At 35.2% G+C, this 26,368-nt stretch carries 12 protein-coding genes; 11 read left to right on the plus strand and 1 reads right to left on the minus strand.

Annotation, left to right across the window (positions count from 1 at the left end):
* Positions 1-339 precede the first annotated feature (339 nt).
* From ACIDC4_RS07620 to ACIDC4_RS07655, 8 genes are all read left to right on the plus strand, one after another.
* The gene (locus tag ACIDC4_RS07620) at positions 340-3,351 is read left to right on the plus strand and encodes a hypothetical protein (RefSeq protein WP_412042571.1); all 3,012 of its coding nucleotides are present in this window, start codon (positions 340-342) and stop codon (positions 3,349-3,351) included.
* Between the two features lie 210 nt (positions 3,352-3,561).
* Positions 3,562-7,686, plus strand: a complete 4,125-nt coding sequence (locus tag ACIDC4_RS07625; protein ID WP_412042570.1) for a hybrid sensor histidine kinase/response regulator transcription factor — start codon at positions 3,562-3,564, stop codon at positions 7,684-7,686.
* Positions 7,687-7,989: 303 nt separating this feature from the next.
* The gene (locus tag ACIDC4_RS07630) at positions 7,990-11,016 is read left to right on the plus strand and encodes a SusC/RagA family TonB-linked outer membrane protein (protein WP_412042569.1); all 3,027 of its coding nucleotides are present in this window, start codon (positions 7,990-7,992) and stop codon (positions 11,014-11,016) included.
* 41 nt (positions 11,017-11,057) lie between these two features.
* Entirely contained in the window at positions 11,058-12,650 is a 1,593-nt protein-coding gene (locus ACIDC4_RS07635; RefSeq protein ID WP_412042568.1) for a RagB/SusD family nutrient uptake outer membrane protein, read from the plus strand.
* Positions 12,651-12,930: 280 nt separating this feature from the next.
* The gene (locus tag ACIDC4_RS07640; RefSeq protein ID WP_412042567.1) at positions 12,931-14,025 is read left to right on the plus strand and encodes an endo-1,4-beta-xylanase; all 1,095 of its coding nucleotides are present in this window, start codon (positions 12,931-12,933) and stop codon (positions 14,023-14,025) included.
* 246 nt (positions 14,026-14,271) lie between these two features.
* Complete coding sequence (locus ACIDC4_RS07645) at positions 14,272-15,171, plus strand: PKD domain-containing protein (protein ID WP_412042566.1); 900 nt, start codon at positions 14,272-14,274, stop codon at positions 15,169-15,171.
* A 155-nt stretch (positions 15,172-15,326) separates the two neighbouring features.
* Positions 15,327-16,736 carry a hypothetical protein gene (locus ACIDC4_RS07650; protein WP_412042565.1) on the plus strand — a complete coding sequence of 470 codons (1,410 nt, stop codon included), beginning with the start codon at positions 15,327-15,329 and terminating at the stop codon, positions 16,734-16,736.
* Positions 16,737-17,056: 320 nt separating this feature from the next.
* Positions 17,057-18,859, plus strand: a complete 1,803-nt coding sequence (locus ACIDC4_RS07655; RefSeq protein WP_412042564.1) for a glycoside hydrolase family 2 protein — start codon at positions 17,057-17,059, stop codon at positions 18,857-18,859.
* A 77-nt stretch (positions 18,860-18,936) separates the two neighbouring features.
* Here ACIDC4_RS07655 and ACIDC4_RS07660 read toward each other — a convergent pair whose 3' ends face one another.
* Positions 18,937-20,394 (minus strand): FAD-dependent oxidoreductase, encoded by a 1,458-nt coding sequence (locus ACIDC4_RS07660; RefSeq protein ID WP_412042563.1) that lies wholly within the window; start codon positions 20,392-20,394, stop codon positions 18,937-18,939.
* A 292-nt stretch (positions 20,395-20,686) separates the two neighbouring features.
* On the opposite strand from ACIDC4_RS07660, the gene ACIDC4_RS07665 reads away from it, so the two are divergent.
* The 3 genes from ACIDC4_RS07665 to ACIDC4_RS07675 all read left to right on the plus strand — a co-directional run bounded on the left by ACIDC4_RS07665 (position 20,687) and on the right by ACIDC4_RS07675 (position 26,367).
* Positions 20,687-21,256: an RNA polymerase sigma factor gene (locus ACIDC4_RS07665; RefSeq protein WP_412042562.1), complete on the plus strand. Its 570-nt coding sequence runs from the start codon at positions 20,687-20,689 to the stop codon at positions 21,254-21,256.
* A 196-nt stretch (positions 21,257-21,452) separates the two neighbouring features.
* Complete coding sequence (locus ACIDC4_RS07670; protein WP_412042561.1) at positions 21,453-22,592, plus strand: FecR family protein; 1,140 nt, start codon at positions 21,453-21,455, stop codon at positions 22,590-22,592.
* 136 nt (positions 22,593-22,728) lie between these two features.
* Entirely contained in the window at positions 22,729-26,367 is a 3,639-nt protein-coding gene (locus ACIDC4_RS07675; RefSeq protein WP_412042560.1) for a SusC/RagA family TonB-linked outer membrane protein, read from the plus strand.
* The last annotated feature ends 1 nt before the right edge of the window (position 26,368 follow it).

Genomic DNA, 26,368 nt, shown 5'->3' on the forward strand with positions numbered 1-26,368 from the left:
TTCTTGTCGGGTATTTTAGGCATTTTGCTGATGCCCATTAATAATAAATAATCCATAATGGCTGCTGTTTTAATTTGATTAATATATAGACTTGTAATTCTTTTTATTGAAAAATAGGAGAGTTCTTTTTTAATTAATGTTGTAGAAAACCAACATCAGTATTTAATTTTTGAGGGGGTAAAAGTAGAACAGAAGAATAGAAAAAGAACCAAAAAAAGCCTGATGAATTCAGTAGTTTCAGTAGAAAGATAACTTGCTGAAACTACTGAATACAAGCTTCTTGAAATTTAGAAATCGCAAACTTTGATACTACTTTTACACCCAGAAAAACACCAAGCGATGAGTAAAAATGTAATTCATAATTTCAATCTTTCCATAAAAAATAGTGCTGATATAAAAAGCTCAGAACATTTAACCGAAACCATAATAAAAGAGTTGGCTAAAGTTTCAAAAGAAATGAGTCAGCAAAAAGATATCGTACAACTATGGCAGGAGCAAAACAATCAAACTGCAACTGCTATTTTAAACAATTCTACTGCCTCATCCGAGGGAGGCGCGATCGATACTAGTGCCGGAACAATGCAAAATCCGATGCAATCGATTAGCAATACTGCTTCGGTTTCTGGGGATACAATGGCAAACTTTAATCTTTCGGCAGGTTTAACCACATCAACTTCAAGCGCTCTAATCGGAGGAGGCGTTGCTGATAACATTAGTAAAACAATAATTAATTCTACTACATCAGACAACACTACTCCTCCGACAGCAGGAGCAGAAAATAATACTATAAACCTGACTAATGGCATAACAACCCAAACCTATGCGAATGTTGCAACACAACAAACTCTCAAAGTGCCTGGAAATAGTGAGCCTTCTCCAAAAACTATTAAAGCAGAGATAAAAAAGAAATTAGAAATTGCAATTGAAGCGAAAAACATTGTCGAAAAAGCATATTGGACAGATATTTCGAAAGCTTTTGAGCAAGGAGCTACTGCGCAGGATTTTGATGACAAACCAGATCACGAACTTTTTACAAAAATGTATTTCGGATTAAAAAAATGGCGTCTTCCTGCAATTGATGAAGTTACCATTTACAATCTAAATTGGGTAGAAGTTAGTGAATCAATGCTTGCAAAGCTGTATCAATTACTAAAAGAAAGCTATGATAAAAAATTATTTGCCTATTATAAAAGACTGATTAGAGAAATTAAAAATCCTGATGCAAATATTCAACAACTATTTTCAGAACACGATGAATTGTTTGTTTTGTTAAAATCAGTATTCCCTAATTTACCTGATAAAATAACAATTCAAACTAAGAAAACAATATATCCGGATTTGACTCCTCAAAAAATGTACCCAGATCTTGGAGTAGACAGCATGTATTTTATTTGGTCTGGAACTTTATTAACTGAAGTAGAGATTAAATATGGTATAGGCGAAGTGACAAGAGATAGCAGAGGTAAATATCCTAAACTAAAACTGGGTCAGTGGTATAACGAGGATAGACTTTTTTTACCAGATGAAGAAGAATCTACTTTCTGGAAAGCCTCATTATATAATACTATTAATGCCCGACATTATGTTTATCATACCATTGAACAACGCCATGCTTATTACAAATTCGTAGATGCCTATTTAAAAACCAAGGGCATAATATCGGAATGGTTTGATGCTGCCGCAAGAGTAACAATGGGATCTATTACGGACTCAATGCAAGGCGAAACTGCATTAGGATCAGCAGAGATGATTAATCTTTGGTATTTGTCTGACAAAACGGATGAATTTTTAATTGGAGGTAATAAGTATCTGTTTGCTGATAATATGAATAACGTCAAACTACTTTTGGAAGGAAAAGGAAAGTTGAGTGGAGAATTTATTGATGCAAAGGGAAATAAACAAAGTTTTAAAAATTTATCAAAACAAGAGTTAGACTATAAATTAGTAGAGTTTGAGCAGTCCATGGTTCAGGATTATATCAATTCTTCGTTTAAGGATTTAGATATTAGTTTAATGAAAAAATCGCTAAATGAAGTATCAGCAACTAGCGGAAACAAAGAATTTGATACCATTATTAAAGAAATTAATGAGAATTTTTCTCATTGGATGGCTCCTGATCTTATGGAGGATATTATGGGGAAATATTTTAGCAAAGATGGAAAAGTAATTTTCAATTTTGCGAAATATGAGGACAGGGTAAAGCTTGGACAAGTAATGGTAAAAGAATTGTACTACTTAAAACTGAGTGATACTTTTAAAATTGATAATTTCGATAAAATAATAGAAAACCCTGTACAAAATAGTAGAAAAACCAGATACTTTAGAATTGATCAAAAAGATGCAGTAAAAGAGGAGTCAAAACACTTAAAGGAGTACAAATTATTTGCACGATTATTTAGAATAAAAAGTAAACTTAATGAAAAATCGATCTATATATTGTCGAATTTGGATGAGGTTGTCAGAGTCTTTTTAAATACAGGAATTTCAGCAATCGAAGAGTTTCTATATTCATTAATAGATATTGGAGAAGAAGTTACCACAGACTTAGGAGAACTCTATGATGAAATTAAGGAAGAATTTGAAAGAACAAAACTAAGTAATCATTATAGTGAAACATACATTGATGTTATTAAAAACTTATATGAAAATATAACAGAAATTAATGAAATAAGAAAAATGCTGCAGGAAAAAATTGCAGAAAAAGTAGAGGAAAAAGGAAAGAAAATACAAAATAAAATAAAAGAAGAAATTGATCAGCTGCCTAATGAAATAGCTGGAAATGTAATTGAGAAAGTGGCAAACCGAATTTATCCAGGAGTTAGGCAACTTAAACATGAAAATAGAAAAGAATCATTATTTAGAAAAAGCTACGAAGCTACGGTTGCTATCTTACTCTATGAATTTGCATCAGGTACTGGGCCACAGAGTCGTAAATTTGATTTTTATGAACATAAATTTGCGCAGGCAATTCTGGAAGACCGAATGATTAACGAAATCATGGAAGAAACCTTAAAACTATTAAGACAAACTAATTATGATTTTGTAAATAAACCGGACAGTAAAGAATTAAAAATTGATCTGGAGTTTAGTCCAACGGTAACTTATGCTATCGAAAGTCTTGACAAACATTTAAATTCTAATCTTGCACAAATATTTATTGGAGGAGCTTTTGCTTTGGTGCGCATAAGAAAAGGGAAATTGGAAGGTTATATTTATAATGAAACGTCAAGAGAATCCTTAATACTTCATTTAAATGTTGGGGATATACAACGAAAAGACGATGAAAGCAAAGAGCGAAGTTTGTCAACTATTGTACAAAGAATTTATTTTACTTTTAAGCTGCCTAAATAAAAAGAAAATATACACAATAGGAAAATATACCCATTTCAACCTCAATTACATTACATTAAGTACAAATACACCCCTTAAAAAGAAAAATAGCGACATCTCTTTTTTTGTATTAGATTTATCTTGCAGTGCGTTTGGTTTATTTTTTTTCTAAGTTTAGAGCAAATAAACCAATCGCATTAATTAATCATTGATCTGTAAGTAAATCAATTTATGAAGAACATTAAAAGCTGCATTTTAAGTCTTGTATTTTTTATTTTAATTCCTTTTTACAGCAGTGCTCAGGGATCAGATTTGTATTTTGATCATATCGATTATGATGTGAGTTTTTCGCAGAGCATGATTTCGAGTATTCATCAAACTAAAAAAGGGTTTATCTGGATAGGAACTGCAAACGGATTAATTAGTTACGATGGCTACAGTTTTTTAAGATATGCCTACAATAAAGACATCTTAAATACGATAAGCAACAACCATATTAATGTTGTTTTAGAAGATAACGAAAAACAGCTTTGGGTAGGAACCAATAACGGTCTGAATCTTTTTAACAAAAGAGAACGTGATTTTTTAAGAGTCGATGTTCAAAAAGTGAAAGGAGGCAGAAACTACATTTCATCGATCATTCAGGACGATCAAAACCGAATCTGGATTGGGACTTTTGGTGGTGTCAAACGCTTAAATAAAAAACAGTATTTATTAGAAGAAATCTCCAACGATCATAATTCCCCTTTTAGAAAAAGCAGGGTTTTATCACTCTTTTACGATCGCAATTATGGCGTTTTAGTGGGCACGGCAAAAGGACTAGAATGCTTTGATCCTAAAAATGGTTCAAAAAAAGAACTTCCTAAAGTTTTAAAGGAAAATGAAGCTTTAGTCCATTCGAAGATTTGGAAAACAATCAAAGAAAAAAATGGCGATTTATGGTTTGCGACCGAAGCAAACGGAGTTTTTCATTATAATGTAACCACAAATTCAGTAAAAAATTATTTGCAGAATTCCAGCAATAAGAAAAGTTTATCATCAAATTGGGTCAATGATATTGTGGCGGTAGACGCCAATACCATTTGGTTTGCCACAAAAAACGGATTATGCATTTATAAAAAAGACAAAAATGAATTTACAAAATATCAGCACAATCCACTTACGGGTTACAGTTTGTCTGACGATGATGTAAAATGTTTTCTAAAAGACCGTCACGACGATATCTGGATTGGGACAAATGGCGGTGGTGTGAACTTTTTCCAGAAAACCAATACCAATTTTGCAAATGTAAGAGAGGTTATAAAGCCCAATTTCGGATTAAACAGTGCTTTGGTAAATGCCGTTTCAAAAGAAAGCAACAATGCTGTTTGGGTAGGAACGAATGGGGGAGGTTTGAATTTTCTGGATTTCAGAAATAACAAAAATTCCTCGTATTTAATCGATACCAACGATTTTGATAAAAGCGTCAATATGATTACTGCTTTAGTAAATCAGGATCAGGAGAGTTTGTTTTGCGGGACTTTCAACGGATTATTTAAGTTTAATAAAAACAGCAAAACCTTCAGTAAAATATCACTTTCTCCAAACCCGAAAGAGCGCAACCGACCGATAACTTCTTTGTTACTAGACAATAACGATTTATGGGTAGGAACAAACGGAAACGGATTAAAAAAAATACTTCCCGACGGAACCATCGAAAGCTATATGGCCGACGGGACTTCAAACGCAATCAGCGATAATTTTATTACAGATATTGCAAACCGCGAAAATGGTTTATGGATTGCCACACAATACGGTTTGAACTTTTTCGACAAAAAACTAAAAAAAGTTACCAAAATCTATAAATCAGGTAAAGCGAGCGGATTGCCCAATAACAGTCTTACCGTTATGTTTACCGATTCCAGGAAAAGATTTTGGATAGGTTCTGAAAGTGGCGGAATCAATTTGTTGAATGAAAAAGCCGGACATTTTTTCGAAATCAACCGCGCGCTGGGTTTTACAGATGAAACCATAAAAAGTATTTCAGAAGATTCGCAAGGAAATATCTGGATCAGCGATAATAATTTGCTGTATAAAATCAGAACAAAGAAATTTAGAACAACTCCAATTATTTCTGACTTTGAGATTACTTCTTATTCCGCAAAAGACGGTTTAAAAGTAAAACAGTTTTCGAACAACAGCAGTTTAAAATTAAATGATAATGAATTGATCTTCGGATCTTCAAACGGATTGATCGTTTTTAATCCCTCCAAACTCATCAAAACTCCTGATAATGCTGAGATCGTTTTAACGAAGCTGATCGTGAACAATGAAGAAATCAGACCCGGAAGTAAAGAAGTGGAACTAAAAGAAGATATAAGCGAAACTCAGGAAATTATTCTGCATCATGACCAGGGATATATTGGTTTGGAATTCAGCGCAATGAACTTTGTTTCTCCCGAAAAAAACGAATATGCTTATAAATTAGAAAGTTCCTTTAATAAAGACGATTGGCATACCATTGGTTCACAACATTATATCAATCTGACCAATTTAAATTCGGGAACTTATCTGTTAAAAATTAAAACAGCAGATGGTGGCGGAAAATGGAATCCAGCCATTAAAACCTTAAAAATAATCATGTTACCGCCCTGGTGGAAAACATGGTGGGCGTATATCTTTTATTTGGGATTGCTAGTGGCGGGAGGTGTTTTATTGTTTCGTTTTTTCAGAAATAGAGAATTATTAAAACAAGCCTTTTATCTGGAGCAGGTAGAAAAAGAAAGACAAGAGGAATTGTACAAAATGAAACTGGATTTCTTTACCAATGTTTCGCACGAAATCAGAACGCCGTTAACGCTGATAAGCGGGCCGGTTGAGGAACTTTTAAATAGTGCCGAGAAAAATTCGAATCTCGAACACAAACTAAAAGTCATCAAAAACAATTCTGACCGATTATTAAAATTAGTCAATGAATTAATGGATTTCAGGAAAGCTGAAAAAGGAAGCATGAAAATTTATTGCGAACAGCAGGATATTGTTTCCTTCTGTTTTGATATCTACGAATCTTTCCGCGGATTTGCAGTCGAGAAAAAAATCGATTACAAATTCGTTCTCAACATCAATACCGCTTTGATTTATTTTGATAAAAATCAGATGGAAAAAGTGATTTATAATCTGCTTTCGAATGCCTTTAAATTTACCAGTAAAAATGGCCGAATCACTTTGGCTGTAGAGCAAAAAGAAGATTCAGATTCCATAGAAATAAAAGTAAAAGACAACGGAATTGGTATTCCTGAAAACAGAAAAAAGAAAATATTCAAAAACTTTTTCCAATTAGACGATCGCGGAAGCGCCAATTTAGGAAGCGGGATAGGTCTGGCTTTAAGCAAAAGTATTGTCGAACTGCATCACGGAGAAATTAAAGTACAAACAGAAGCCGATGCCAATTTCAACACCATATTTACGATTACTTTAAAGAAAGGAAAAGACCATTTTAAGAAGTCGCAGATTGTTGAAAATGCCATTAAGATAGAAGAAAATGCAAACCCAATTTCGGATGTCAAAACTGAGATTGAAACGTATGAGGCGGAATATATTGAAGAACCGGAAAGCAGCAACAAAAAGACTATTTTGGTTATTGAAGACAACGAAGAAGTGCTCTCTTTTGTATATGATATTTTATACAGCGATTATAAAGTCCTGAAATTTACAAACGGAATAAAAGCACTGGAATACATGGAAAAAGAAATTCCGGACCTTATCGTAACCGATGTAATGATGCCGGAAATGGACGGTTTTGAATTGTGTAAAATTCTAAAAACAAGTATCAATACCAATCATATTCCGGTTATTTTGCTAACGGCGAAATCATCTACTTTAAACAGAATCGAAGGACTTTCAACAGGAGCAGATGCTTATATTTCGAAACCTTTTAGTATTGAAGAATTGAAACTGACAATAGCTAATTTATTATCGGCCAAAGAAATAATGCGTCAGAAATACGGAGACGGGTTTATTACAGATGCTGAGGATGAAAATGCAAACACACCCGAAGGTTTATTCGTAAATAAACTAACACTGATCATCGAAGCCAACATCGATAATACTGATTTTGATGTCAACGATCTGGTTCGCGAAATTGGAATGAGCAGAACCGTGCTTTATAAAAAAGTACAAACTCTTACCAATCAATCCGTAGCCGGTTTTATAAAAAATATGCGACTAAAGAAAGCTGCCAGTTTATTAATGAACACCAGTTATTCAGTATCAGAAGTAACCAATATGGTAGGTTTTAATGATCGAAAACATTTCAGTAAAGAATTTAAAAGGTTTTATAATTTATCGCCTACTGAATATAAAGGGTCGAAAAATTAACCGCTAAGGTTTAACCGCAAGGTTCGCTACGATTTACGCAAAGTCCGCAAAGTTTAATTAAGCTTTGCGGACTTTGCATTTTTTATCTTTTGTGTGCTTTTCGGTTAATGTTTTGAAATTAATCGAATTTCAAAAATTTAAGTTTTTTATTACGGATACCGTTTTTTTAAAGCCTAAAACTGCAAATAAGCACATTAATCCCCCTAAAAACGAATATCTTCCTCCCCTAAAAACGTCATTTATTAGTCACATTTGCAATGAAATCATGACTGATTTTTATACTAACTAACCAAAACAATAACTATGAAAAAAAACAAACATGAAAAGATGTTTTTTCTTGGAGGAAATTATCTAAAACTAATTTTACTGCTGTTTATGTGCATCCTTTCGACCACAACGAATGCGCAGGAAGCCTCAATCACAGGAAAAGTAGTCGATAGTCAGGGCTTACCCTTGCCAGGCGTAAATGTGCTTGCAAAAGGAACATCAAAAGGAGTCCAGACCGATTTTGATGGTAACTTTAGTATCAATGTTCCGGCAAAGAGCATATTGGTATTCTCTTTTATAGGGATGGATGAGGTTTCGGTTCCAACCGAAAATAAAAAGAATTTAAAAGTAGTGATGAAAGCAAGCTCTCAGGCGCTTGACGAAATTATAGTAGTAGGTTACGGTACAAAAAAGAAAAGTGACGTAATCAGTTCTGTGGCATCAGTAAAGCCGGGTGACATGACTAAAGTTGCCACTTCTGATGTGGCCGAAATGTTAAGAGGTAAAGCAGCAGGGGTTCAGGTATCATTGGCTGATGGCGGACCGGGTAGTTCTTCAACAATACAGATTAGAGGGAAAAAATCCATCAACGGAAGTAACGAACCTATTGTAATTGCTGATGGAATCGTAATAGGAAACATTAATGATATTAATGCTAATGATATTGCTTCTTTAGAAATTTTAAAAGATGCCGCCGCGCAGTCTATTTATGGTGCAAGAGCATCAAATGGGGTTATTTTGATTACGACTAAAAGAGGAAAAACAGGAAAGGCAAAAATTGCGTACAATGGCTTCTCGGGAGTGCAGACAATCAACCGAAATTTCGATATCTATAGCGGCGAAGAGTTTGCTCAATTAAAAAGAGAAGCGTATAGAACAAGTAATAATGGTGTTTACAGACCAGATAATCAGGTTTTTTCTCCGCTTGAGCTAGAATCGGTTCAATCAGGAAAATATATCGATTGGGAAAAATATGCTTTAAGAACCGGCGTTACCAACAACCATAGTTTGAGCGTTTCGTCAGGAACAGATAAAACAAGCATTTTTACGAGTTTAAACTACATCAATACTTCGGGAGTTGTGCCTAATACCGACTTCGAAAAAGTAGCCATGAGAATTAATGTGGACCAAAGAATTAGCGACTGGCTTAAAGTGGGAATGAATCTTTCGCTTCAGTTTTCAGAGTCAAATCGTCCAAATGTGGGTAATATTCTAAATAATGCCATAAATACATCACCACTAGGTAAAATTTACAATGATGATGGTTCGTTCCGCCACCTTCCGGGCGGAATTCAGGAAACACCAAATCCACTAATTGATATTTACGAAACCAATACAAATGAGTTAAACAGAAACGACATTATGAATGTGTTTTTGGACATCAACATTCTAAAAGGTTTTACCTATAAATTAAATGCTAGCAGAAGATCGTGGAATTACAAAGCAATGAATTTTAATTCTTCGAGATCACTTTCAGGAATCGCAAATTCAGGGCAGGGAAGCGGCAGTATTCTTTTTAAGGATAATGTAGAATATCAGTTTAGTAATATTTTAAATTACAATTTTAAACTGGCTGAGAAAAACCATTTTAGCGCAACTGGAGTTTACGAAATAACATCATCAGAATACAATGAATTTAAAAATTCATCAAACAGGATTCCGAGTGATATTTTAGGGATTTATGGTTTAGAAAGTGCTTTTTTGAATACACCTGAAATTGGCGGAAATGAAAGATCGCTAATTTCATTTGCCGGAAAATTAGAATATGATTTCGATAACCGTTATTATTTTACAGTTTCAGGCAGAGCCGATGGATCATCAGTATTTGGTAAAAACAATAAATGGGGATTTTTTCCGGCTGTAAATGCTGCCTGGAATGTTTCGAACGAAAGTTTCATGAAAGAACACGTTCCTGTTTTGAGCAATTTAAAATTAAGAGCCAGTTATGGTAAAGTAGGGAATCAGCCAAAAGATCCGTACCAAAGTATGGCAGTGGCAGATCAGAGAGATTATATCATCAACGGAATAAAAGTATCCGGTTATGTTCCGGGTTCACAATTGTCTAATCCGGATTTGCGTTGGGAAACGTCAACACAGTTAAACCTTGCTGCCGATTTTGGTTTATTCAAAAACAGATTAACAGGAACGGTTGAGGTGTATAATACTGATACGTCAGACTTATTAATCTATGAAACGCTAAATGCCAATACAGGATATACAACCAAATTGTCCAATCTGGGTAAAGTAAATAACAAAGGTTTAGAGATTACTTTGAACGGAGATTTGATCAAAAAACAAGATTTCAGACTGAATGTTGGCGCAACTTTCACCAAAAACAAAAACAGCATCGTAAGCATTTATGGTAAAGATGCCAACGGAGACGGAAAAGAAGATGATTCTGTTGGAAACCTGTGGTTCATCGGGAAACCAATTGATGTGTATTACCGCTATAAAGCCGTTGGAATTTATCAGCAGGGAGAAAATATTCCAATTGTTACAGGAACAACTTTGTATCCTGGAGATATAAAATTATATGATGCAGACCCGTCAAATGGTGCAAATCCAAATCCGGATCAGGATAGAGTGATTACTTCAAAACTGCCGGATTGGTTCGGAACTTTTTCAGTGAGTTTAGAATACAAACGTTTCGATTTCTCGGCAGATATTTATACTGTTCAGGGCGTTACCAGAGACAATTTATTTTTATACGATTATGTAAAAGGAGGTTCTTTAAGAGGAGTTAAAAACGGTATTAAACAGGATTACTGGACACCTGAAAATCCGGGTGGAAACTGGCCGAGACCAAGAGACGGAAACGATCCGCCGTATATCAATACTTTAGGATTACAGGATGCCTCTTATATTCGTTTACAAAATGTATCACTTGGTTTTAAGTTCCCGGAAAATACACTTAAATCATTAGGATTGAGCAATATGAGATTGTATGTAACGGGAAGTAATTTAATTACTATTACAGATTATCAGTCGTACAGTCCTGAAAAAGATATAAACGATTATCCAGAACCTGTTACTTGTGTTATAGGCTTACAAGTAGGTTTCTAACAGCACATTTAAGACATCAACAAAATAAAAATAACAAGATTATGAAAAATATAAATTTTCTATTTGTTTTGATATTCGGACTTTCTTTAGGACTGACTTCGTGCGAAGAATTTCTGGAAGAAAACGTAAAAGATCAAATTTCTGTAGATTATATCTACACTTCTCCGGCAGGTTTAGAAGTTGGAGTAAATGCACTTTACAACCAGATGAGGTATTATAATTCGCCATCCGGAGATAATAGCGATTTATGGGCCAATGTATTCTTTATGGTTGCAACAGATTTAGGATTGCACAGAACCTGGAATACACCTTATGGTACAGGACATAATCCGCAATCTTTTACAGGATCAAAATGGATTCAGGGCTATAAAATTATCGACAGATGTTCTGCTATTATAACTTCGGCAAGATCTATTAATATGGATCAAAATGCGAAGAAAAGACTGGTGGCACAAGCACGTGTTATAAGAGGCGAATTGTATTTGGATTTAAAACAAATGTACGGCGGAATCTTAATTGATACCATTCCAACAACGCCGGAAAATATTAATGATGTAGCAGAATATAAAGTTGCCAGCGATGCCGATGTTTACAAATTAATCGACGGTGATCTTGATTATGCAATAGCAAATCTTCCTTTTAAGGTAGATGCAGGACGTTACGGACAAGGTGTTGCAAGACACATACGCGGTAAAAGCGCTTTGTGGCAGCAAGACTGGACAGAAGCAGCCGCACAATTTGATGCGATTATCAATGACGGAACTCACGGTTTAGTACCACTGGCTGAGGTTTGGGGACAAAATGCCAACCATAAAGAATCACTTTTTACTTATCAAAGAGATTTTCTATTAGGTCCTAGTGATGATTTGGCAGGGGGTGGCGGTTTCTGGTTAGGAAGCGTTTTTACTCATAGACCTTATGAATTAAATGCAAGTGAAATGATTCAGGATGTGGCTTATGGAGGTCAGTCTCTAGGATGGTTTTATCCAAACAATTATTTGAAATCACTTTATGATCAGACTAACGATTTGAGGTTTAAAACCTATTATTATTCGGATAATTATCAGGATTATAAAATCAATGTTCCGGGGAACCCGAAATTTGGACAGCCGATTACCAATCCGGCAATTGCGGCTCCAAACGGAAATTACAGAGCCTGGCACTGGAGTTTGAAAAAATACCACGATACAGAAAAACTGCCTATGACATCCAACAGTTACAAAGATTATATGTATTACAGATTGGCCGAAACTTATTTATTAGCTTCTGAAGCATATCATAATCTGGGTAATGACACAAAAGCACTGGCTTATTTGAATAAAGTGAGAAGAAGAGGTTATACCGGAAACCCTGAAAGTACTGTCACAACTTTTGATTTGACCACCTGGACATTAAATAATTATTTGGATGAATCAGCCAGAGAATTGGCTTTTGAAAACAACAGATGGTTTTTGCTAAAACGATTAGGACTTTTGGTAGAAAGACAAAATCTATATTTCCGTTCAAGTCCATCAGGAACGAGTGCCGGAGAAGTGCCTTTGAAGATGACACCAGTAATGGTCAATATGCCTATACCGCAAACTCAGATCGATTTAATGGGAAAACCGGCAGGATTTAATGTGGGATATAATTAATTAGAATCAAACCGTTGGGTGTAATTATTTTTAACACATAGAAACATAGAATTACTGAAGTCAATAAAGGCGTTTCACTTGCATAACAAACATAGCTATGTGCGAGAAACAAGTTTCTTTTTGATTTACTTTTTTAAAAGCATAAAATCTATGTTTCTATGTGTTTAATTGTTTTTTTTATGAATTACCCCAACGAGTTAAGAATCAAGTTTTTGTTAGTAACAATCGAGCTGGAAATTGAAATTGAGTTTGACTTCCAGATCAAATAAAAAATAACACGATGATAAAGAAACAATATATTTTAGGTCTGTTAACCGCTTTGTTGTTTGCTTCTTGCAGCAACGACGAAAAAACAGTTTTTATTAATGTTGATGATAATGGAGCTCCGGTAAATCCGACTCCAACATTGACTTTAAAAGAAAAAGCAAAGTTTAAAATTGGCGCTGCAGTAAAAATGAAAGATCTGCAAAACGAAGCCAATTTTAAAAATGCAGTCTTAAAACATTACAGTCAAATTACAGCCGAATACGAAATGAAAATGGCAAGTATATGGACTTCTTCAACAGCATACAATTATACAGCGGGAGATTATCTGGTAAATTTTGCCAAAGACAATAGTCTGGAAGTTCACGGACATACATTGGTTTGGTACGATTCGTTTCCGGAATGGTTTAAAAATGCCAAATACGATTCAATTGCATTCGAAGCCAAAGTCAAAATTTATATTACAGATGTTGTAGGACATTATAAAGGAAAAGTAAAAAGCTGGGATGTTGTAAACGAGGTTTTTGCAGATGGAGGAGCTTTAAGAAACGAAACGGTGATCAATTCGCTTTTTAAAGACCCAATTGGATTTTACGGAAGATGTTTCAGATACGCAAAAGCAGCAGATCCGGATGCTAAATTATTTTATAATGATTACAGCGTTGTTATTGATGGAGGAAAAAGAGCTGCTATCAAAAAAATGGTAACCAGATTCAAAGCCAACGGAGTGCCAATTGATGGTTTGGGAGATCAGTTTCATTATGCCACAGATACCAACCGACAAACTATGAAAACCGGTTTTACAGATCTGGCTTCAACAGGATTACTAATTCATATTTCAGAATTGGATATAAAAGTAAATACAGGAAAATCAGATTCGTATGTGTTTAATGATGTCGAACAGCAAAAACAATCTGAAACCTACAAATACATTACCACTATGTATGAAGAGCTGCCTCAAAATCAAAAATTTGCCATTTCAACCTGGGGCGTAACCGATAAATATACCTGGCTGACAAGTTTTTGGCATCCAAAAGAATATCCATTGCTTTTAGATGCCGATTATAATAAGAAACAGGCCTATCAGGGATTTTTAGACGGGTTGAAATAGAGTTTTAGAATATAGAATATAGAGAATAGAATATAGAGAATAGAATATAGAGAATAGAGAATAGAAGCAAGAGACAAGAAGCAAGATTAGATTATACTTTCTCTATCTTCTTTATTCTATTCTCTTAAAAAAAAACAAGAATCAAAATTTGCTGAGGTCTATTCTCTTTCTTCTTTGTTCTTTGTTCTTTCTTCTGTCTACTCTTTCGTCTATTTTCTTAAAAAAAAAATAATAAAAAAAGAAATCATGAACATAAAACTAAATAATATAGCCAAATTAAAATACTTGTTTCTCGTGCTTTCGATAGGTTTACTTTCCTGCGATGATGATGTGCGTGAAGTATATCTTTATAATCAGGGAAAATTAGAAGCCACTTCAACTAACACATCTGTTAAAGCTGGAGAAACAGTTACTTATACCGATGCGTCAACAAAAGTACGTGCTGTAAAATGGACTTTTCAGGGCGGGGCTCCGGGATCTTCAATCGAACCAAATGTTGAGGTAAAATATACTAAGGGTGGAACTTTTACAACAACTCTCGAAATTACTTTTGTGGATAATACGATACAAAAGAAAACCTTTACTGTAGAAGTCGAAGCTCCTGCAACTCCGCCAATTGTTATTCCGGCTGATGCGCTTAAAATTTACTCTGATAATACTGATTTTACCAAAACGGCACCTGTTTTAAATTGGGTTTCAAGCAATCAGTTTGTACTTAAAGAAGTGGCTACTGATGGTTATGAAGGCGCTTACAGAAATTTTTCTCTTCCTGCAACACCGCCTGCAGCTGAAGCCAAATGGGCAATGGCAATTTTGTCATTTGTAAATTTCACGGATATCACTTCTTACACTTATATCAATATGGCGGTAAGAACAACTAGCACGGGAAAAATCAGATTTAGAATGAAAGACGCCTCGAATACAGGATATGTAGAATTTGATGCCACAAGCAATTTATACGGATTAAAAAGAGACGGAAGCTGGAATATGGTTAAGATTCCAATTGCAGAATACAAAAAACAGAATTCGGCATTAGATCTTACTAAAATTAAAGATATTCTGGTTTTACGAAGCGTTGATCCGGAAGATGTTAGAGCGATGAACAATTACATTTTCGATATTGATCATATTTATTTATCGAAATAATTAGAGTGAACTCGGTTTCAGTCTCAGTTTACAGTCACAGTTTACAGTCTCAGTTTACAGTTTAACATGACTGATAACTGGGCCTGCGACTGATAACTGAGTACTTCGACTGAAAACTACGATATCTCTCAAAAAAATAATTAAAAACCAATTTAATGAAGCATTTCCTTTATCTCATATTCTGTTTAGTAAACCTGATTTCTTTGCAGGCGCAGAATAGTATTAAATATCAAAAAGTCGAAGCCCGACAAAACGCTTTAGATCCGAAATGGATATCGTATGAAGCCAAAACGGTTGATAAACTACCAGGATTTAAAACTAAAAAACAAGAACCAATTTCGATTTACGGAGGATCAAAAGTCTGGCAAAAAGAAGCAACGGGATTTTTTAGAACTCAAAAAATAGACAACAGATGGTGGATTATCGACCCCGAAGGTTATCCGTTTATCTATAAAGGAGTTGCTGTTTTTAATGCGGGCCGTTCTGTAAATCAGCAAAAAGCATTTGATAAAAAGTTTGGAAGTCCTGAAAATTGGCTGAAACAAGAATCAAAATTACTTCGCGATAATGGGTTTAACGGAGTAGGCGCGTGGTCGAATACAGACTTAGTTCGAAAAGGAGAAAATCCGTTGGTTTATACGGTTATTGTTTCTCCAATGGGAATGTATCATTCTGATCATATTAAAAAATACGGCGGAAAATACAAAGAAGCCAACTGGCAAAATTACCGTTTTGATTTGGTTATGGTTTTTGATAAAGAATTTGATGCGTATATCGAAAAAGCATTCAAAGATGTTTCTCAGTACAAAAATGATAAGTATTTGATGGGTTATTTTACTGATAATGAACTGCCATGGTATAACGACGCATTAGATAAACATTTAACTTTATTGGCCAAAGATGAACAAGGTTATCTCGCTGCAAAAGAATGGCTGGATCAAAGAAAAGGTTTTAATGCTTCGATATCAGATGTAAATCAGGAAGATAGAATGGCATTTACTGCTTTTTATTTTGAAACCTATATGAAAAAGGTAACAGCGGCGCTTAAAAAAGCAGATCCCAATCATCTTTATTTAGGATGTCGTTTTAATCAGGATAAAGAACAGGAATTAACAAATCCGGAGATTTTTAAAGTGGCTGGAAAGTACATGGATATTGTTTCGATCAACCATTACAGGAAATGGGAACCGAGTCAGGATTTAATGAACAATTGGGGTGAATGGTCAGGAAAACCGTTTTTAATTACAGAATGGTATACCAAAGGAGAAGATTCAGGATTGCCTAACAATACCGGCGCCGGATGGCTCGTTCGAACGCAGAAAGAGAGAGGGCTTTTCTATCAGAATTTCACTTTGGAATTACTTAAAAATAAAAATTCGGTGGGATGGCATTGGTTTAAATATATGGATAATGATCCCGAAGATTTAACGACTGATTATTCAAACAGAGATTCGAATAAAGGTATTGTAAACAGTGCGTTTGAGCCTTATGAACCTTTATTAAAAGAGATGAAAATCATCAATGATAATGCGTATGAATTGACGCAGTATTTTGATAAGAAATAGAGATTAATTTTTTTAACGGAAGTAAATGCGATCGATGCAATCGTGCAATATTACTCACAATCTTGTCATTCCGAGGAAAGAGGAATCTCCACAAGAAACTAACACAAAGGATATAGTTTGTCGAGCTACTAACGGAGATTCCTCGTTCCTCGGAATCGAAAACATTCTTATGAAAATGACTGCCCTAGCCCCGATAGAAGTGGAAATCCTTTTGTGGCGGGGTTCGCCACAAAAGATTGAAACGAATAGCGGGATTAGCTCCTAAAAAAGTGCATCTAAATATTAAAAATTATAATTAAAAATAAAAAATAATTTAAGCTATGAGAAAAATAATAATGCTGTGTTTTACTTTTCTGATTTTAGGGAAAACGATGGCGCAGGAAATTCCGTTACTTGCGAATATTGCATCACGAAACAACATCAACCTAAACGGAAAATGGAGTTATATTGTAGATCCGCTTGAAAACGGATATTATGATTATCGTCTTATGCCTTTTAAAGACAATGGATTTTTCCAAAACAAAAAATTCAACACCACAGATTTAAGCGAATATAATTTTGCAACTTCAGCCACAATGGATATTCCGTCTGACTGGAACAGTAAAGACGAAAGATTGTTTTTTTACGAAGGAACGGTTTGGTTTGAGAAAGATTTTAGTTATAAAAAGAATTCTCAAAGCAAAGGTATTCTTCATTTTGGAGCAGTCAATTATGATGCGAAAGTGTATGTAAACGGAAAATTGGCAGGAAGTCATGTTGGCGGTTATACACCATTTAATTTTGATGTAACCGATTTATTGGTCGACGGCAATAATTTTGTGGTTGTAAAAGTAGATAACAAACGCCATAAAGATAATGTGCCAACGGTAAACATGGATTGGTGGAATTATGGCGGAATTACCAGAGACGTTACTTTGGCCCAGGTTCCCAATACGTATATTGAAGATTATCTGGTGCAGCTGGATAAAAAAGACAAAACAAAAATTTCAGGCTGGGTGAAATTGAACAGCGAAACGGCAAATCAGTCGGTTTCGATTAAAATTCCGGAATTAAAAATCAAGAAAAATATCACAACAGATGCCAAAGGAATGGCGTATTTTGAGATTAAAACCAATCCTGTTTTATGGACTCCGGAAAAACCAAAATTATACGATGTAACTATTGAAAAAGCAGATGAAAGTATTGCGGATCAAATAGGATTTAGAACCATTGAAACAAAAGGAAAAGAAATTTTGTTAAACGGAAAGAAAGTCTTTTTACGCGGCATCAGTATTCATGAAGAAGCTCCATTTCGATCGGGAAGAGCGTGGTCTACAGAAGATGCGGTTACGTTATTGACCTGGGCAAAAGAATTAGGTTGTAATTATGTACGTCTGGCGCATTATCCGCATAATGAAAATATGGTAAAACAAGCCGAAAAAATGGGCTTAATGATCTGGTCTGAAGTTCCGGTGTATTGGACTATTTCCTGGACAAATCCAGATACTTACGCCAATGCCGAACGTCAGCTGCACGATATGATTTACAGGGATAAAAACCGTTGCGGAATTGTAATTTGGTCTATTGCAAATGAAACACCGCATGGAGATGACAGAGATGTTTTCCTGAGCAAACTGGCAAAATACGCCCGTACGCAGGACAATTCTCGTTTAATAAGCATGGCGATGGAAGTAACCAAAAGTCCGAACAATGTAAATACACTTCACGATAATATGAACGAATATGTAGATATTGTGAGTTTTAATCAATATTTGGGATGGTACAGAGGAACAAACGAATCGTGTAAAGACATGCAATGGATAATTCCGTACAACAAACCTGTTATTATCAGTGAGTTTGGTGGAGAAGCTTTACAAGGTTTGCACGGTGATAAAAAAGAGCGCTGGAACGAAGAATATCAGGAAGAATTGTATGTTCAAAATACTCAAATGTTCAATCGTATAGAAGGTTTGGCGGGAGTTTCTCCTTGGATTTTAGTCGATTTTAGATCACCACGCAGACAGTTGCCTAATATTCAGGATTTCTTTAACCGTAAAGGATTAATTTCTGATCAGGGAATAAAAAAGAAAGCTTTTTATGTCATGAAAAATTGGTACGCTCAAAAAGAAGAAGAGTATAAATAACAGAAAGTTAAAATAATTAAAAAAGTGCGGTTGCCTGAAAAGACGACCGCACTTTTTTTGTGAATTATATTAAGATTTTATTGTTTTAAATCATCTTCTTTTTTCTTTATACACCTTCCTCTTGGTTCATCACCTTCATGAAGTACGATTTCTGAATGCAGGAACTGTGCAGCTTCGGCAGAATCTTTTACTTTGATGGCACTTCTTTCTAACATTTCAGATTCAAAATCCTTTAAAACACTTTCTCTTATCCCTGCTTTTCTCCATTGTGACATTGGTCTGCATCCTTTTGAAATGCCTCGAGCGAGAGCAAGGGCGTCCAGCAGCGCCTGATTGGCACCTTGCCCTTTAAACGGGCTCATTGGGTGAGCTGCATCTCCAATCAAAGTTACTTGTTTGGCTTTCGATAATAATGTTGAATCGAGTAATTCCCGATCATAAACAGGATAACCGGAAATTTGAGCTTCCTGAGTCGCTGCTATAATCTGCGGAATAGGATCGTGCCATTGCGTTCTTCGGCTTGCTTCTTCCTTAAGCGCCTGAGTTCCCAGAGTACTAAGCGTTTTGGCTTCGTCTTCCGGCATTGGAAAACTTAGCTGCCACATTACAGAATCTGCCGTATAAGGCATTATGTAAATGCGCTCATTGCCGTTAGCGGTCTGGAATACTGTTGCAGAATCTAATAAATCACTATCAATTCCTTCAAGGGCTTTTAATGGGCAAATACCCAATATCACAATACAGTCCAGATAACGTAAAGGAGTAATATGTTCACCAATTAATAATCTTCGTACCGAACTGCGAATACCATCGGCCCCGACTAAAAGATCGGCTTTTATGTTTTTTATTTCACCGTTTACCTGAAATTTTAAATCAATACCTTCATCTTCGTTTGCTTTAAAATCAACCAATTGATGTCCCCATTGTACAAAATCATGACCTCCGAGTTGTTCTAATAATGCTAGTCGTAATGATTGTCTTGCGATATGTACATTGGTTCTTTTATTCGCCGTTTTAGTATCGGTCTGTAACCATTTTCTAATTCCCCATTCACCAATGACTTTTCCTTCTGTGTTATGTACCAAATGCCTTGTTGAAACCACACCATCTTTTAGAGAGAAAATACCCAATCCTTCTATGGCTTTACTGGCTTGCTGCAAAGTAAGTCCGTAACCCTGAGATCGTGCCTCGAAGTTATTGTCACGTTCATAAAGAGTAAAAGGAATTCCGCGATGTAAGCAGGCAACGGCCAAAGCCACACCGCCAATACCACCGCCAATAATAGCAACATGTGGATAATTTTCTGTATCAGCAGGAGGAGAAGTAGCTGATGCAATCAAACCTGAGCCATTACAGTTCAGGCATACGTATAAATTACCTTTAGGATAAACCGGAGCTGTTCCTTCTTTCGTTTTTTCAAACTGATCGAGAGCTATCTGGTAGAGCAGTCGCGCTTTTTTGCTGATTCTTCGGCTTTTTTTGCCGCGTCCCTGGCATTCCGGACAAATAGTCCAGCTGGTTTCTTGATTTTCCACTTTTTTGCTTTACGCTTTATTTAATTGGATCTTGCTTTACTTTATAAAGAAAGAATGGGCAAATATAATTGATTACGGGCTCTAATAAAAAAGTGAATGCTAAATGATATTGATAACGTCTTGACCTCATTCAAATCTTTCCAGATCATGAAGCCTTTCTTTTGGTCTGAAATATACTTTATAAGAAAATAATGGTTATAAAGTTATAGATCTTTTCTAACTGAATCATCTTTTAGTTTTTAACACAAAAAATGTTTAATATTGCTTTTTTGATACTCAACTCTTTCCATTAATGCCTGCTTATAGCGAATATGCTGATCATAATTTATTAGATCTTCTTAAGGAAGATGATCAGCTAGCGTATACAGAAATTTTTGAGCGGTATTGTAAAATTCTGGTCAATCATGCCTATAAAATGTTGGGTAACCGCGATGAAGCGAACGATGTTGTTCAGGAAGTATTTTTATCGATCTGGAACAAACGCCAAGAATTGATTGTTACAGGATCACTTTCCTCTTACTTATACAAAGCAACAAAAAACAGAATCCTGAATCACATCGCCCACGAAAAAGTGGTTTCAAATTACGCTGATTCCATTTCAAACTTTATTGAAAATGATTATGTTTTAGCAGATTCAAATCTTCGGGAAGAAGAATTAGAAGCCATAATTGCTAAAGAAATTGCTTTACTTCCGGAAAAAATGCGGGAAGTTTTTTTACTGAGAAAAGTAGAAGAGCTTTCGTATGATGAAATTGCACTTCAACTTAATATTACCGATAAAACAGCCAAGCAGCAAGTCTATAACTCGCTAAAAATATTACGTGAAAAACTCAAAAATTTCATGGGGGTTTTTGTGATATAACTATAGTATTGCCTTTATGTTAATTTCTATGTCAAAATCTAGGCATATCATCTTAATTGATAAAGAAAAAGTAATACTCTTCTTGCTTTGATAACGATATAGTAATATTTTTTTAATTTTTTTCGTCATTTACCTATGACAAAAGTAGTTTATAACTGTCTTACTTAAAAACGGGACAAAATTTCGTATTGTACTTATGAATGAAAATGAAATCTTAGCATTGCTAAAAAAATATCAGGAAGGGACTTTATCGAATGAAGATAAGGATAAAGTAGATGCGTGGTATTTGCATAAAGCTTCTAATAGCAATTTACAGCTTAACGAGTACGAGCTGGAAGATAGTTACGAATATCTAAAAGCGAAGTTACCCTTAAAACAGGAAACAAAAGTAATTCGTATTTGGCCGCGTGTTGCTGTAGCTGCTTCGATCGCTGTATTATTAGGCACGGGAATATTTTATTTTACAAAACCAAAAGAACAAATTCCGCAAGTTGCTGAAAAACCACAAGAAATCGCTCCGGGAGGAAATAGAGGAATCCTGACACTTTCGAACGGAAAGCAAATTGTTCTGGCTGATATTTCGGCAAAAGATACAATTGCCAAAGAAGGTGAAGAAGATGAGGTTACCATAAAAATGGGCGCTAATGGTGTGATCACCTATATTATAAATCCAAAAGCTGATGCTTCAAAAGCTGATGCTAATTTATTCAACACACTTTCGACACCTACCGGAGGACAATACAATATTGTTCTGGCAGATGGAACAAAAGTGTATCTAAACGCGGTTTCATCGATTAAATATCCAACCCAGTTTAACGGAGATCAAAGAATCGTGGAACTTGACGGAGAGGCTTATTTTGAAGTGGCCAAAAATAAAAACAAACCTTTTATTGTAAAATCCGGCGATCAGGATATAGAAGTCCTTGGAACGCATTTTAACGTACATGCTTATGATAATGAATCTGTTGTAAAAACGACTTTATTAGAAGGAAGCGTTGCGGTGAGTTATAAAAACCAAAAAGCCATTTTAAAACCCGGTCAACAATCTAATGTATCTGATAAGTTTAATAAGATTACAATAAAACAAGTCGATACCGAAGCTGCGATTGCATGGAAAAATGGCCGTTTTAAATTTGATAATGCCGACTTAAAAACCGTTATGCGACAATTAGAACGCTGGTACGGAATTAAAGTAGAATACCGCGGCGATGTCTCGGATGTACGATTTAACGGCGGAACGTTTATGAATAAAAATTTGTCTGAGGTATTAAAAGTACTTGAGCTTAGTAATATAAAATTTAAGGTTGAAGGAAAAACAATTATTGTATATCCCTGAGTTTAAATTTACCTGAATATATTGAGACTATAAACTAAAAAACCAGAAGCAGTTGCGATGCTTCCGGTTTGTTTTAAAAGTTAATAGCCAATATAAGTTGTCCACCTATTGTTTAACTATAACCAAATGTAAATGTATGAAATTTAATTTACAACCAAAAAAACCTTACAAAAAATTCAGAAAAAAGGGTAGCAGTTTTTCTACCTATTTATGCGGCCTTAGTGCGATACTTTTGTTGTTGTGCAGTTATAAAGGACAAGCACAAAACATCAGCATTAATTTTAAAGGTGCACCACTTGAAACAGTGTTGAAGGAAGTGGCGAAACAGGCCAATTACGAAGTTTTTTATACCCAAAAATTGCTAAAAGATTCGAAACCTGTAACCATTAATGTTAAGAATTCGAATGTAAAAGAAACGCTGAATCAGATTTTTAATTCTCAAAATTTAAAGTACACGATTACCAATCAAACGATTGTGGTAACGGCTGTAAAAGAAAAGGCGGAGAACTTGGGAAACGTATTAATCGATATCCGAGGAAAAGTATTAAACAATAAAAATGAGCCTTTTCCCGGAGTAACGGTTGCTCTTTCGGGAACAAACAGAACCAGCATAACTGATTTTGACGGAAGTTTTGCTTTTGATAATGTTCCGGAAAACGGCATTCTTGAATGTTCAGGATTAACGATTGAAAAGAAATCTTTTGGGATCACCGGGAGAAAAGAACTAACGCTGATTGTTGAAGACAAAGTAGCTGCAATGAAAGAAGTTGTAATTACAGGTTATCAAACGCTTACCAGAAGTCACTCAACAGGTGCAATTGCAACAATTGACGAAAAAACATTAAATGAAAATATCAATGCCGACTTATCTACTGCGCTGGAAGGTCGTGTGGCAGGTTTGATGCTGCGAAAAAATCCTACAGGAGCTTCTGCAGATACACCAATTTTGCGTGGTATGGGAACTTTTTCTTCAGTTGATGTTGGATATAGTCCGCTTTTGGTAATTGATGGTTTGCCAACAGAACTGACTTTAGAAGATATTAACCCTTATGATATCGAAAGTGTCAACGTTCTTAAAGATGCTGCAGCGGCTTCTATTTATGGTTCGAGAGCAGCAAACGGAATTATCGTTTTGACTACCAAAAAAGGAAATGGTAAATTGAAAGTAAGTATAAATTCGGATTTCTTTATTTCGACAAAGCCAAGTTTCAAGAGTATGAATTATGCTTCGACAAGCGATTTGATCGATTATGAACAAGCGGTTTATAAGAGAGAAAGAGCCAGAGTAGCAGATACACAAACGATGTTCAATACTTATGGAGATATAGGAAGTAGTAACCCAAAGTATTACAGTCCTCTTTATCAGCTGAACAGAAATTTAGAAGAAGGAAAAATCAATAATGCAGATTACAACAGCACGCTGGATCAATGGAGAAAAAACGATTACTACAGAGATTATCGCGATAATGTATGGCAAAATGAGTTCAGACAGCGTTACAATATTGCCTTTTCAGGAAGTACAAGCAGACAAAATACGTATGTATCGTTTAATTATGATCAGGCAAAAGGCCGTGTAATAAATAACGAGAGCCGATCCTTTAACCTGTATGCCAAAAGCAGTTTTCAGGTGAATAACTGGTTAAATGCAACATTCGGAATAAATGCAACCTACAGTAATGATGATGTTACAGATCCTGATTACAATAGTTATGATATTCAAAAAAGATACGAACGCATTACAGATGATAACGGAAATCCTGTACTATCATCTTTTTCGTCACTTAAAGATGGCTTTACTTCCAGCGGCGTCATTAATCCCGTTATGGCAGAAAAAATGGCAGGTTTAAGTGGTTTTAAACCAATGACTTTTAATGTTTTAAATGCGCTTCAGGAAGGTATTGAAAAACAAAATTCATTAAACTTAAGAGCTTTTGCAAATTTGCGTGCCAAATTATGGAGAGGTTTAAGTGCAAGTACACAATTTCAGTACGAAACGACAAGAAACGATAACGAGCAGTATTACGACGTTAACTCCTATAAAATGCGTTATGCCATTAATGCTTTAACGGCATATAATCCAGCAACGAATGCTTACACTTATGTAGAAGGTTTATCTACAGGAGGCCGATATGAGCAATCGAGCAGTAGGGCGAGCAATTATTCTTTTAGAAATCAATTAGATTATACTGAGGATTTTAGCGATGGCAAACATTCTATAAACGCTTTGGCTGGTTTTGAAATGCGTGAAACTTTTGTTCCAAGATCAATCGAACAGTTAAGATACGGTTATGATCCCGTAACATTGAGTTCTGCTGTAATGAACAGTCTTGCACTTAGTCAGACAGGAACTCCAAGTTATATATTCGGAAATAACAGAACTCTGGCAACTGTATCAAGAACGCAAAAAGAAATTTTACACCGTTATTTTTCTGTATTTAGTTCTGTAGGTTATACTTTTTTATCAAAATATAACGTAACAGGAAGTTATAGAGTCGACAGGGCAGATTTGTTTGGAGTTGATCCTAAGTATAAAAACCGCCCATTATGGTCTGCAGGTTTAGGATGGAATGCCAGCAACGAAGAATTCATGAAAGAAATAAAATGGGTTACAGCGCTTAAACTTAGACTAACGTATGGTGTTAACGGAAATATAGATCAGTCTACAACTCCATATGTAACCGCAACAAGAAGAAATGATAACTTATATCAATCGTTGCAATACACTAATATTACAGGACAGCCGAATCCAATGTTGAGATGGGAAAAAACACAAAGCACAAACTTTGGTATCGATTACAGTTTGTTTAGAGGTAAACTAAACGGAAGCATAGATATGTATCGCAAATACAGCAGTGATTTATTAGCAACAACCGATTTAGATCCTACTGTTGGGGCATTGTCAAGAAGAATAAATGCAGGTGCCTTAATGAACAAAGGAGTAGAGTTTAGTATTGGTTCAGACTGGTACAATAATGGTAATTTACGTATTGGTTCTAATCTAATTTTAGGTTTTAACAGAACCACTGTCGAAAAAGTTACAAGAGCACAGTCGATTGCTTCGGTTTACGCCAGTTCCCCTCTGGATTACTTTTTAGAGAACGAAGTTTACAATAGTTTATATGCTTATAAATATGGAGGAACAGTAAATGGTTATCCTTATATTTTAGATGAAAACGGAAATCCATCGATGGCTTTTGATGCCAATGGTATTCCGATAGCAAACAGCTTAAAATCAGTTAACAGCACAGATGCTTTGGTAAATAAAGGAAGTTTAACACCAACATATACTGGTTCCTTATCACAACGTTTTTCATATAAACAGTTCGATTTGAATTTGTTGTTTGTTTTCTCAGGAGGAAATGTAATGCGTAAAGATGTTCCTGATTTGAGTTCTGATGCAGTAAACAACGCTGGGATTGCTGATCGTTACACAGATGCAAACCAAAACGGGAATACTCGTTTGTTTGTAGATATTGATGAGGTTGCCAGAAATTATGCCATAACAATGAACAGTCAATGGAGAAACTCAGATGTAAATGTTATCGATGGTGATTACATCAAACTAAGAAACATTTCATTAGGTTATAATTTACCAAAATTGGTTGCTAATAAATTGAATATTACATCGGCCAAATTTACTTTTCAAATGAACAATATCTGGTATTGGAGTGCCGCCGGAAATCGTATTGACCCTGAAGTTTATTCGGCTAATTCTGGTACACGTAATTTGCCAATGCCAAAAACATATTTATTTGGCTTTAACCTTACTCTTTAAA

Source organism: Flavobacterium sp. C3NV (assembly GCF_046825355.2).
Classification (GTDB): domain Bacteria; phylum Bacteroidota; class Bacteroidia; order Flavobacteriales; family Flavobacteriaceae; genus Flavobacterium.

Excerpts from the sequence above, each read along its gene's own strand:
- ACIDC4_RS07620 (WP_412042571.1), top strand. The coding sequence starts at position 340 with ATGAGTAAAAATGTAATTCATAATTTCAATCTTTCCATAAAAAATAGT.
- ACIDC4_RS07625 (WP_412042570.1), top strand. The coding sequence starts at position 3,562 with ATGAAGAACATTAAAAGCTGCATTTTAAGTCTTGTATTTTTTATTTTA.
- ACIDC4_RS07630 (WP_412042569.1), top strand. The coding sequence starts at position 7,990 with ATGAAAAAAAACAAACATGAAAAGATGTTTTTTCTTGGAGGAAATTAT.
- ACIDC4_RS07635 (WP_412042568.1), top strand. The coding sequence starts at position 11,058 with ATGAAAAATATAAATTTTCTATTTGTTTTGATATTCGGACTTTCTTTA.
- ACIDC4_RS07640 (WP_412042567.1), top strand. The coding sequence starts at position 12,931 with ATGATAAAGAAACAATATATTTTAGGTCTGTTAACCGCTTTGTTGTTT.
- ACIDC4_RS07645 (WP_412042566.1), top strand. The coding sequence starts at position 14,272 with ATGAACATAAAACTAAATAATATAGCCAAATTAAAATACTTGTTTCTC.
- ACIDC4_RS07650 (WP_412042565.1), top strand. The coding sequence starts at position 15,327 with ATGAAGCATTTCCTTTATCTCATATTCTGTTTAGTAAACCTGATTTCT.
- ACIDC4_RS07655 (WP_412042564.1), top strand. The coding sequence starts at position 17,057 with ATGAGAAAAATAATAATGCTGTGTTTTACTTTTCTGATTTTAGGGAAA.
- ACIDC4_RS07665 (WP_412042562.1), top strand. The coding sequence starts at position 20,687 with ATGCCTGCTTATAGCGAATATGCTGATCATAATTTATTAGATCTTCTT.
- ACIDC4_RS07670 (WP_412042561.1), top strand. The coding sequence starts at position 21,453 with ATGAATGAAAATGAAATCTTAGCATTGCTAAAAAAATATCAGGAAGGG.
- ACIDC4_RS07675 (WP_412042560.1), top strand. The coding sequence starts at position 22,729 with ATGAAATTTAATTTACAACCAAAAAAACCTTACAAAAAATTCAGAAAA.